General features: G+C 67.1%; 13 protein-coding genes. 4 read left to right on the plus strand and 9 right to left on the minus strand.

The genetic code is table 11. The features are described 5' to 3' along the window. Positions 1 to 90 precede the first annotated feature (90 nt). The 3 genes from AC1DQP_RS10830 to AC1DQP_RS10840 are packed head-to-tail and all read right to left on the minus strand — an operon-like array spanning position 91 to position 2113. Positions 91 to 1041: an aspartate carbamoyltransferase catalytic subunit gene (locus tag AC1DQP_RS10830; protein WP_256775707.1), complete on the minus strand. Its 951-nt coding sequence runs from the start codon at positions 1039 to 1041 to the stop codon at positions 91 to 93. Positions 1042 to 1056: 15 nt separating this feature from the next. Continuing rightward, positions 1057 to 1554 (minus strand): Holliday junction resolvase RuvX, encoded by a 498-nt coding sequence (ruvX, locus tag AC1DQP_RS10835; protein ID WP_457319182.1) that lies wholly within the window; start codon positions 1552 to 1554, stop codon positions 1057 to 1059. After that, entirely contained in the window at positions 1547 to 2113 is a 567-nt protein-coding gene (locus AC1DQP_RS10840) for a YqgE/AlgH family protein (RefSeq protein WP_457319181.1), read from the minus strand. Before AC1DQP_RS10840 ends, ruvX begins: the two co-directional genes overlap by 8 nt. A gap of 108 nt (positions 2114 to 2221) precedes the next feature. Here AC1DQP_RS10840 and AC1DQP_RS10845 point away from each other — a divergent pair, with 108 nt between their 5' ends. Continuing rightward, on the plus strand, positions 2222 to 2770 hold the full coding sequence (locus AC1DQP_RS10845; protein WP_478051582.1) for a DNA-3-methyladenine glycosylase I: 549 nt from the start codon (positions 2222 to 2224) through the stop codon (positions 2768 to 2770). A gap of 63 nt (positions 2771 to 2833) precedes the next feature. Here AC1DQP_RS10845 and AC1DQP_RS10850 read toward each other — a convergent pair whose 3' ends face one another. Both AC1DQP_RS10850 and AC1DQP_RS10855 read right to left on the minus strand, forming a co-directional pair. Then, positions 2834 to 3541 (minus strand): YitT family protein, encoded by a 708-nt coding sequence (locus tag AC1DQP_RS10850; RefSeq protein ID WP_256775704.1) that lies wholly within the window; start codon positions 3539 to 3541, stop codon positions 2834 to 2836. Positions 3542 to 3630: 89 nt separating this feature from the next. Then, entirely contained in the window at positions 3631 to 3840 is a 210-nt protein-coding gene (locus tag AC1DQP_RS10855) for a DUF4287 domain-containing protein (RefSeq protein WP_457319180.1), read from the minus strand. A gap of 170 nt (positions 3841 to 4010) precedes the next feature. Here AC1DQP_RS10855 and AC1DQP_RS10860 point away from each other — a divergent pair, with 170 nt between their 5' ends. After that, complete coding sequence (locus AC1DQP_RS10860; RefSeq protein ID WP_457319179.1) at positions 4011 to 4832, plus strand: alpha/beta fold hydrolase; 822 nt, start codon at positions 4011 to 4013, stop codon at positions 4830 to 4832. 128 nt (positions 4833 to 4960) lie between these two features. Here AC1DQP_RS10860 and AC1DQP_RS10865 read toward each other — a convergent pair whose 3' ends face one another. The 4 genes from AC1DQP_RS10865 to AC1DQP_RS10880 form a co-directional block, all read right to left on the minus strand. Further along, positions 4961 to 5944, minus strand: coding sequence for an aldo/keto reductase (locus AC1DQP_RS10865; protein WP_457319178.1), 984 nt, complete (start codon positions 5942 to 5944; stop codon positions 4961 to 4963). A gap of 119 nt (positions 5945 to 6063) precedes the next feature. Further along, on the minus strand, positions 6064 to 6624 hold the full coding sequence (locus AC1DQP_RS10870; RefSeq protein WP_478051580.1) for a hypothetical protein: 561 nt from the start codon (positions 6622 to 6624) through the stop codon (positions 6064 to 6066). A 230-nt stretch (positions 6625 to 6854) separates the two neighbouring features. After that, positions 6855 to 7991 carry a PilT/PilU family type 4a pilus ATPase gene (locus AC1DQP_RS10875; protein WP_256775699.1) on the minus strand — a complete coding sequence of 379 codons (1137 nt, stop codon included), beginning with the start codon at positions 7989 to 7991 and terminating at the stop codon, positions 6855 to 6857. 51 nt (positions 7992 to 8042) lie between these two features. Then, positions 8043 to 9080, minus strand: coding sequence for a type IV pilus twitching motility protein PilT (locus tag AC1DQP_RS10880; RefSeq protein ID WP_256775698.1), 1038 nt, complete (start codon positions 9078 to 9080; stop codon positions 8043 to 8045). Between the two features lie 86 nt (positions 9081 to 9166). Between AC1DQP_RS10880 and AC1DQP_RS10885 the strand changes: the two genes are divergently transcribed. Together AC1DQP_RS10885 and proC are read left to right on the plus strand one after the other, a co-directional pair. Further along, a complete protein-coding gene (locus tag AC1DQP_RS10885; protein ID WP_478051581.1) occupies positions 9167 to 9847 on the plus strand; it encodes a YggS family pyridoxal phosphate-dependent enzyme in 681 nt (226 codons plus the stop codon). 32 nt (positions 9848 to 9879) lie between these two features. Next, positions 9880 to 10701: a pyrroline-5-carboxylate reductase gene (gene proC / locus AC1DQP_RS10890; RefSeq protein ID WP_457320239.1), complete on the plus strand. Its 822-nt coding sequence runs from the start codon at positions 9880 to 9882 to the stop codon at positions 10699 to 10701. Positions 10702 to 10730: the final 29 nt, after the last annotated feature.

The raw sequence follows: 10730 nt of genomic DNA on the forward strand, positions 1-10730 counted from the left end.
GCACTACCCGGTTGGCTGTGGAGCCGGCCAGCGGCCGGCACTACCCCGGTCGGTCGTGGAGCCGGCCAGTGGCCGGCACCGCCAGGCTGGTCAGCCCAGCAGGGTTTCCAGCACCGCCATGCGGACGGCGACGCCGTTGGCGACCTGGCGCAGCACCCACGACTGCGGGCCGTCGGCCACTTCGTCGGTGACTTCCACGCCGCGGTTGATCGGGCCGGGGTGCAGCACGGCCGCATCGGTGCCGGCGCGCTTGAGGCGCGCGGCATCCAGGCCGTACTGCGCGTGGTACTGCTCGATCGAGGGCACCAGGCCTTCTTCCATGCGCTCGCGCTGCAGGCGCAGCATCATCAACGCGTCGGCGCCTTCGAGCAGGGCGTCGAAGTCCTGGCCGACGATGCAGCCCTTGAGGGTGTCATCGTCGGGCAGCAGTGACTGCGGGCCGCAGACGCGGATTTCGCCCACGCCCAGCGTGCGCAGCGCATGCAGGTCGGTGCGGGCCACGCGCGAATGCTTCACATCGCCGACGATCAGCACCTTCATCTTCGAGAAATCGCTGCCCTTGGCCTGGCGCAGGGTGAGCATGTCCAGCAGGCCCTGGGTGGGATGCGCGCTGCGGCCGTCGCCGGCATTGATCAGCGCGGTGCCTTCGCCGGCGGCGGACGCCAGTTCGGCCACGGCGCCATCGTCGGGGTGGCGCACGACGAACCCACGCACGCCCATCGCTTCCAGGTTCTTCAGCGTGTCGCAGGCGGTTTCGCCCTTGCGCGTGGACGAGGTGGACGCATCGAAGTTGAGCACGTCCGCACCCAGCCGCTGCGCGGCCAGCTGGAACGAGCTGCGGGTGCGCGTGGAGGGTTCGAAGAACAGCGTGCACACCGCCGACCCGCCCAGCACATGGCGCTTGTTGCCGACCCGGCCAACCGCCGCATCGCGGATCTGACCGGCGCGGTCGAGCAGCTGCAACAGGGTTTGACGGGGCAGACCTTCCAGGGTCAGCAGGTGACGCAGGCGTCCATCGGAATCAAGTTGCGAGGCGGTCATGGGCAGGGTCTGGGCTCAGGAAACGGGGGTGGCGTCGTCGGGGCTGGACAGCCAGCGTTCGATGATCACCGCGGCGGCCACCGCATCCAGGGTGGCGGCATCGCGGCGACGCTTGCGCCCTTCGGCGCGCTCGACCGCGAACCGGCGGGCCGCCTCGACCGAGCTGGAGCGCTCGTCGACCAGCACCACCGGCAGCTTGAAACGTTCCCGCAGCTGGCGGGCAAAGCCCTGCGCGCGCTTGCGGTTGGGCTGGTCCTGGCCGTCCAGGGTCAGCGGATCGCCGACTACCAGGCCATCGGGCCGCCACTCTTTGATGAGGCGTTCGACCGCGGCCCAGTCCGGTCCGTTGCCGTGCACGTCGATCACCGCGATCGCCCGCGCATGGGTGCCGAACGAACTGCCGATCGCGACACCGATCCGGCGTGAGCCGACATCGAAGCCGAGCACCGTGCCGTCGCGACGGATGCCCGGTGGCGTGCCGGCAGACGCCGCTGGCGTGACCGGCTCAGACATGGCCGCTGTAATCGGTGAGGCGGAACAGGTCCACGCCGATCCGCGACGCCGCGCCTTGCCAGCGCTGGTCCAGCGGCGTGCTGAACAGGATATCGGTATCGGCCGGCACGGCCAACCAGCTGTTCTCGGACAACTCGCTTTCCAGCTGGCCTTCGCTCCAGCCGGCGCAGCCGAGGGTGACCAGCGCATTGCGTGGCCCTTCGCCGCGCGCCATCGCTTCGAGGATGTCGCGCGAGGTGGTCAGGAACACGCCCTGGCCAACGGCCAGGCTGGAATCCCAGCCGCGTGCATCGTCATGCAGCACGAAGCCGCGCTCGGGATGCACCGGGCCGCCATTGAGCACGACCTGCCCGCGCAGGGCGCTGTCGTCGGTGTCGATATCCATCTGCGCCAGCACTTCGCCCAGCGTGTACTCGGAAGGCTGGTTGACCAGCACCCCCATCGCACCGTTGTCGTCGTGCTGGCAGATCAGCGCGACACTGCGCGCGAAGGTGGGATCGGTCAGCGACGGCAGCGCGACCAGCAGGTGATGGGCGAGGGAGGTGGAAAGCTCGGACATGGGGGCCATTCTAGCCGCTGGCCGCGATGTGCGCTTTCGCGCTGACATAATGCAGACCTGCGCGTGCCCCGGCCTGCGCGGTTGACCCGCCATTCCAAGGAGCTGTACGTGTCCGGCTACTGCCTCATCGCCCCCGGCCATCCCGTCCACGGCCACTACCATGACCACGAGTACGGCTTCCCGCAACGCGAGGAGCGCGAGCTGTTCGAGCGCCTGCTGCTGGAAATCAACCAGGCCGGGCTCAGCTGGGAAACCATCCTGAAGAAGCGCGAGGGCTTCCGGGCGGCTTACGACGGCTTCGACGTGGACACGGTGGCCGCGTATGGCGAACGCGACATCGAGCGCCTGCTGGGCGATGCGCGGATCATCCGCAACCGGCTCAAGGTGCATGCGGCGGTCCACAACGCGCAAGTGATCCAGCAGCTGCGGGCCAGCCATGGCAGCTTTGCGGCGTGGCTGGACGCGCACCACCCGCAGGACAAGGCGGGGTGGGTGAAGCTGTTCAAGAAGACGTTCCGCTTCACCGGCGGTGAGATCACCGGCGAGTTMCTGATGAGCCTGGGCTACCTGCCCGGCGCGCACAGCCCGGACTGCCCGGTGTACGCGCGGCTGCAGAAACTGCGTGCCGACCCGCGGCCCGCGTCGGCCGGTCGGTAGACGGCTACCGTTGGTGTTGACCGTGGCGGGGATCGCGCACCGACAGCGGTCGGCACCTACCGGTTAGACGCCCATGTACCGGCCCGGCCGGTGGTTGAACATCAGCACCAGGCTGAGCACCACCGCGCCGATGGCCGAGTACATCACCTGGGACGGGGACAGCACGAAGAAAGCCACGCACATCAGCAGCGTGTCGAAGGACATCTGCACCTTGCCTGCGCTCCAGCCACGGGTGCGCTGCAGGTACACCGCGAGGATGCCGATGCCGCCGAGGCTGGCGCGGTGGCGGATGTAGAACAGGATGCCCAGCCCGGCCAGCGCGCCGCCCACCAGCGCCGAGTACAGCGGGGCGATGTGGGCAAAGTCGGCCCAGCGCGGCAGCAGGTCGGTGAGCACGCCGCAGGCGGTGACCGCGGCAAAGGTCTTCAGGGTGAACTCCCAGCCCATCCGGCGCACGGCCACCCAGTAGAACGGCAGATTGACCAGCACGAACACCAGGCCGAAATTCCAGCCGAAGGCGTAGTGGGCCAGGAACGCCAGCCCGGCCATGCCGCCGATCATCAGCCCACCCTTGGCGAAGATGGCCAGCCCCAGCGAGGCCACCAACGTGGCCAGGACCATGCCCTGCACGTCCTCGGCCACCGAATGGCGCAGCGCTGTTTCGTCGGCGACGGTACCGGCACTGTCCGGCGGCGGGGTCAGCGGGCCGGCGGTGACCAGGTGGCCGTCAGCGTCGTCGCACGGCGCGGGGCCATGGGAATCAAGGGACATGGGGGTGGGGGGTGAACGTGGGGAGCGGTATTAGACACGATCGGCGTGACAGTTGCAGGTGAACGCGATTCAGCCGCCCCTCTGCGGGGTCAGCCGCTCCTGAGATGGTGCGCCACCAGCGCATTGGCATGCCCATGGCCGAGCCCGTGCTCGGTCTTGAGGAAGGCCACCAGTTCCATGTGCCTGCCCCCGCCCTGGGCTGCCAGCAGCGCCAGCCAGTGCCCGACCGGCTGGCCGTAGGTCTTCTCGATGGACGGGAAATACGACGCCGGGCCATTGACCTTGGGGGTATCGCGCATGACGTTGCCTCGCTGGGGGGGTGCGACCGCGCCGGAATGGACGGTTCTGCTCCTACGACGCACCAGGGCGGGGGAAATCGACATCGGTCTTTCATGCCGGCTGAACGCGCTGCTGCGCAGCATGCCAAGGCACTTCCCGCCCCGCCCTTCCCTCCCCCGGAGTCCGCGTCATGCCTTTTGTCACCACGCCCGACAAGACCGAGATTTTTTACAAAGACTGGGGCCACGGCCAGCCCATCGTGTTCCACCATGGCTGGCCGCTCAGCGCCGACGACTGGGATACCCAACTGCAGTTCTTCCTGTTGCAGGGCTATCGGGTGATCGCCCATGACCGGCGCGGCCACGGCCGTTCCTCGCAGACCAGCGGGGGCCATGACATGGACACCTACGTGGCCGACGTCAACGCACTGGTCGACCACCTGGACCTGCGCGATGCGGTCCATGTCGGCCACTCCACCGGCGGTGGCGAGGTGGCCCATTACGTGGCCCAGGCCAAACCCGGCCGCGTGGCCAAGGCGGTGCTGGTCGGTGCGGTGCCGCCGGTCATGATCAAGAGCGCGGCCAATCCCGGCGGCACGCCCAAGGACGTGTTCGACGGCTTCCGCGCGCAACTGCTCGCCGGCCGCGCCAATTTCTACCGCGAGGTGCCCATTCCCTTCTACGGCTTCAACCGCGAGGGTGCGCCGGTGCAGCAGGGCGTGGTCGACAACTGGTGGCGGCAGGGCATGGCCGGCGCGATCAACGCGCACTACGACTGCATCCAGGCGTTTTCAGAAACCGACTTCACCGAGGACCTGAAGAAGATCGACGTGCCGGTGTTGGTGCTGCACGGCGACGACGATCAGATCGTGCCGATCGCCGACTCGGCCGAGCTGTCGATCACGCTGCTGAAACACGGCACGTTGAAGGTCTACAAGGGCTACCCGCATGGCATGTGCACGACGCACGCGGACGTGATCAATACGGACCTGTTGGCGTTCATCCGGGGCTGAGGAGGCGTGCCGACCCATGGTCGGTACCTACCGGGATGTCCGGTGCGTGGCGTGATGGCCGACGTCGCTACGCCATGCACCGGTAACGCACGACCGTTGGTCGTGCGTCCGGGCAGACGAATGCCAGCTCAGCGCGCGACCAGCGCCTGTCGCGCGGCGTTGTAGCGGTCGCCGACGATGGCGATGCTGTCCAGCGCATCGCCAATCTGCTGCAGGTCGGCGGCATCGAGCTGCAGCGATACCGCGCCCAGGTTTTCCGCCAGGCGATGCAGTTGGGTAGTGCCGGGAATCGGCACGATCCACGGCTTGCGCGACAGCAGCCAGGCCAGGGCGACCTGTGCCGGCGTGGCGCCCTTGGCCGTGGCAATGGCACTGATGCGGTCGACCAGGGCCTGGTTGGCCTGGCGCGCATCAGCGGCAAAACGCGGCACGCTGTTGCGGAAGTCATCGGCGGCGAACTGCGTATCGACGTTGATCGCGCCAGTCAAAAAACCCTTGCCGAGGGGACTGAACGGGACGAAGCCGATCCCGAGTTCCTCCAACACCGGCAGCACGCTCTGCTCGGGTTCGCGCCACCACAACGAGTACTCGCTCTGGAGTGCGGCCACCGGCTGCACCGCATGCGCGCGACGGATGCTGTCCACGCCGGCTTCGGACAAACCGAAGTGCTTCACCTTGCCCTCGGCGATCAGATCCCGGACCGTGCCGGCGACGTCTTCCATCGGCACATGGGGATCGACCCGGTGCTGGTAGAACAGATCGATGCGGTCGGTCTTCAACCGCGACAGGCTGGCCTCGGCCACCGCGCGGATACGCTCGGGACGACTGTCCAGGCCGGCATCGGCATGCCCGTCCTTGAACCCGAACTTGGTGGCGATCACCAGCTGGTCGCGGTACGGCGCCAGCGCCTGGCCAAGCAGTTCCTCGTTGCGGAACGGGCCGTAGACCTCGGCGGTATCGAAGAAGGTGACGCCCTGTTCGACCGCCGCGTGCAGCAGCGCGGTGGCCGCGCGGGTTTCGGTGGCCGGGCCGTAGCCGAAGCTCAGGCCCATGCATCCCAGGCCGAGCGCTGAAACGCGCAGGCCGCTGTTGCCCAGTTCTCGTGATTGCATGGGAGTTCTCCTGCGCCCGTCAGGCGCGCGGTGGATGGCCTGCCACCATACAGACCTCCCGGAGCGGGATTGAAGGTGTCCAGGTGCAGTCGGTCATGAACCCAGATCATCAATCCAGCTCAGCGTGCCTCAGGCAGGGTGATGCTTACTTCGCCCAGGATGATCACCGCCAGGAGCATCAACAACAACATGCCGCCTGCCAGGAGGATCAGGACGTGCCAGATCGTCAGGCGGTCCAGTCGCGTGCTGTCGATGCGCTCGTCGCGATGGTACTGGCGCAGTAGCGCGTTGACCGGCAACAACGGAACGAAGCTCAGGAACGCCAGCAGGGAGGCGGCGTTGTCCAGCCGGCCGACCAGGTTGAGGACCAGGAACACAATGCCCAGCAGCGCCACTGGAAAGGCCAGTTCGCGGCGGCGGCCGCGCACCAGATCGGCGAGCTGGGCAAAGCAGGAGAAGCACCACAGCGGGCAGAACACTGCACGTGCCCACGGCCACAGGTCTTGGCCGCTTTCGCGCTGGATGGCCTGCCAGTTACGCCAGAACCAGTACATCGTGTACAGGCCGAACGTCGCCAACGACATCGCGGCAAGCTTGAACGTGCCGGGAGCGAAGTACATGGGCTTGTCGGTCGCCTGCAGCAGCCCCGCACGCTGGTCCGGCGGCAGAGGCGCGGACATCGGCTGACCAGACGAGGGTAACGTCTGGCGCGGCGGGCTGTAGGGGTTGTGCATGTCCATATGCAGTCTTGCCTGGCAGGTTGTGGGCCGGCGGCCGCCGGTACCGCGCCCCCGATCGGGGGGCGGCGCGACTATGCCAGAGAAGAATTACGTCCGCCAGCGGGTGGGCATGCGTCGGCCACGGGCAGGATCGCGCGCCTGCCGCTGGCCGTGGGAACGCGGCCGAGGCCTCAGCGCATTTCGGAGATCTCCACCCCGTCCAGGCCCTGCGACAACGTGCGCGCATCACCGCCCTGGGACAGCTTGATGCGCAGGCGCACTTCGTTCTGCGAGTCGGCGTAACGCAGGGCGTCCTCGTAGCTGATCTCGCCGGCCTGGTACAGCTCGAACAGGCTCTGGTCGAAGGTACGCATGCCCAGCTGCACCGACTCCTTCATCACTTCCTTGAGCTTGTGGATTTCGCCATCGCGGATGTAGTCCTGCACCAGCGGCGTGCCGAGCATGATCTCCATCGCGACCTTGCGCGACTTGCCATCCGGCGAGGGCACCAGCTGCTGGGCGACCACGCCCTTGAGGTTCAGCGACAGATCCATCAACAGCTGGTTGCGGCGGTCTTCGGGGAAGAAGTTGATGATGCGATCCATCGCCTGGTTGGCGTTGTTGGCGTGCAGCGTGCACAGCACCAGGTGACCGGTTTCGGCAAACGCGATGGCGTGGTCCATGCCCTCACGGGTACGCACTTCGCCGATCATGATCACGTCCGGCGCCTGGCGCAGGGTGTTCTTCAGCGCCGCTTCCCAGCTGTCGGTATCGATGCCCACTTCACGCTGGGTGATGATGCAACCTTCGTGCTTGTGCACGAATTCGATCGGGTCTTCGATGGTGATGATGTGCCCGGTCGAGTTGTGGTTGCGGTAGCCGATCATTGCCGCCAGCGAGGTGGATTTACCGGTACCGGTAGCGCCCACGAACAGGATGATGCCGCGCTTGGTCATCGCCAGCGTCTTGATGATCGGCGGCAGGTTCAGCTCTTCAACCGTAGGGATGCGCGTTTCGATCCGGCGCAGCACCATGCCGACCTGGTTGCGCTGGTAGAAGCAGCTCACGCGGAAGCGACCGACACCGGACAGGCCGATGGCGAAGTTGCATTCGTGGGTCTTTTCGAACTCTTCGCGCTGCGCCGGCGTCATCACGTTGAGCACCATGTCGCGGCTCTGCTGCGGCGTCAGCGGGGTCTGGGTGATCGGCGAGATCTTGCCGTTGACCTTGATCGCCGGCGGCATGCCCGCGGTGATGAACAGGTCCGACGCCTTCTGATGCGCCATCAGTTTGAGGAACGAGGTGAAGTCGATGGTGGTGGTGCTCATCGCGGTGTACTCCGAAGGTTTCCAGGAGCCGGCCAGCGGCCGGCACTACCACTATTCGAAAATCCGCTTGTCCTTGGCGTACTCGCGCGCCTGGTTGCGGGTGATCAGGCTGCGCTTGACCAGGTCCTGCAGGTGCTGGTCCAGGGTCATCATGCCCATCTGCTGGCCGGTCTGGATCGCCGAGTACATCTGCGCCACCTTGTCCTCGCGGATGAGGTTGCGGATGGCCGGAGTGCCCACCATGATTTCCCACGCGGCGGTACGCCCGCCACCGACCTTCTTCAACAGGGCCTGGGAGATCACCGCGCGCAGCGACTCGGACAGCATCGAGCGCACCATCGGCTTTTCGCCGGCGGGGAACACGTCGATGATGCGGTCGATGGTCTTGGCCGCCGAACTGGTGTGCAGCGTGCCGAACACCAGGTGGCCGGTTTCCGCGGCGGTCAACGCCAGGCGGATGGTTTCCAGATCGCGCAATTCGCCGACCAGGATGATGTCGGGATCTTCACGCAGGGCCGAGCGCAGCGCTTCGTTGAAGCCGTGCGTGTCGCGATGCACTTCGCGCTGGTTGATCAGGCACTTCTGCGAGGTGTGCACGAATTCGATCGGATCCTCGACGGTGAGGATGTGGCCGTATTCGTTCTTGTTGATGTAGTCGATCATCGCCGCCAGCGTGGTCGACTTGCCCGAACCGGTCGGGCCGGTGACCAGGATCAGGCCCTGCGGCTGGTCGATCAGCTCGCGGAAAATCGGCGGCGTGTTCAGGTCTTCCAGCGTCAGCACTTCGGACGGAATGGTACGGAATACCGCACCGGCGCCGCGGTTCTGGTTGAAGGCGTTGACGCGGAAACGTGCCAGCGACGGAATCTCGAACGAGAAGTCGACCTCGAGGAATTCCTCGTAATCGCGACGCTGCTTGTCCGACATGATGTCGTAGACCAGCGCGTGTACCTGCTTGTGGTCCAATGCCGGAATATTGATGCGACGGACATCGCCGTCGACGCGGATCATCGGCGGCAGGCCTGCCGACAGATGAAGATCCGACGCTTTGTTCTTTACGGAAAACGCCAACAGTTCGGCGATATCCATGCGCTGCTACTCCCCATGACTGCTGCGACTGGAAGGTTCTTTCCCCGGGCGGCAGTATAGCGTTCCTGATCTACCGGAAAACGCCCGTGTCCGCGCTGCCCCTGCCGACGATTTTGCTGAACCTGCACAACGCAGCCGCCGCCGCCGGACGGCCAGACCCTGCCCTGCTGGCCGTGTCCAAGACCCAACCGGCCGAGGCGGTGGCGGCACTGGCCGCCCAGGGCCAGCGCGCGTTCGGCGAGAACTACGTGCAGGAAGCGCTGGGCAAGATCGAGGCGCTGGCCGCTTTGGGCCTGGAATGGCATCTGATCGGCCACCTGCAATCGAACAAGGCCGAGCTGGCCGCCCGGCACTTCGACTGGGTGCAGAGCGTGGACCGGCCCAAACTGGTGACGGCGCTGGCCGCGCATCGGCCCGCCGCCCTCGCCCCGCTGAACGTGCTGATCCAGGTCAACATCGACGACGAGGACAGCAAGCACGGCTGCGATCCCGAGGCGGTGCCGGCGTTGGCGGCAGCGATCAGCGCCGCGCCACAGCTGCGGTTGCGTGGGCTCATGGCCATCCCCGCGCCGTGGCCCGATGCCGCGCGCCGCCAGCAGGCCTTCGAGCGCATGCGCGACCTGTTCCAATCGCTGTCGGCGACGTATCCGCAGGTGGATACGCTGTCGATGGGCATGAGCGGGGATTATCCCGACGCGATCGCCCATGGCGCGACCATGGTGCGGATCGGCACCGCCCTGTTCGGCACGCGCCCGCGCGCGGCCTGATGCTTCATCAACCCCATTCCCAAGGAGATCGCATGAGCGCTTCCCCGCTTACTTTCATCGGCGGCGGCAACATGGCCCGCAGCCTGATCGCCGGGCTGATCCGACAAGGCGTGGCGCCGGCGCAGATCCATGTCGCCGAGCCCGTCACCGGGCTTCGCGAACAGCTCACCGCCGACTTCGGCGTGAAGACCTACGCCAGCGCCACCGAGGCCGCCGCCCAAGGCACGGTGTGGGTGCTGGCGGTGAAACCGCAGGTGCTGCGCGATGTGTGCGCCGCGCTGTCGGACCTGGCGCATGCGAAGCAGCCGCTGGTGCTGTCGATTGCCGCAGGCATCACCAGCGCGCAGCTGGAACGCTGGCTGGGCGGCAACCCGGCCGTGGTGCGGGCGATGCCCAACACGCCGGCCCTGCTCGGCGCCGGGGTGACCGGCCTGTACGCCACCGCCGGCGTCAGTGCCGCCCAGCGCGCGCAGGCCGACACGGTGCTGGCCAGCGCGGGGCGCACGGTGTGGATCGACGATGAGGCGCGCATGGACGCGGTGACCGCGGTGTCCGGCAGCGGCCCGGCCTATGTGTTCCTGCTTGCCGAAGCGATGGAAGCGGCCGCCGTGGCCCAGGGACTGCCGGCTGATGCGGCGCGCACGCTGGTGGTGCAGACCCTGCTCGGCGCCAGCCGCATGCTGGACGAATCCGGCGAGGCCCCCACCGAACTGCGCCGCCGCGTGACCTCGCCCAACGGCACCACCCAGGCGGCGATCGAGAGCTTCCAGGGCGATGACTTCGAAGCGATCGTGGCACGCGCGATCGACGCCGCCACCCGGCGCGGGCAAGCGTTGTCGGCCGCGAACGACTGAGCCCCCGGTAGAGCCACCCCATGGGTGGC

The sequence above is a fragment of the Stenotrophomonas sp. P5_A8 genome, from assembly GCF_056400545.1.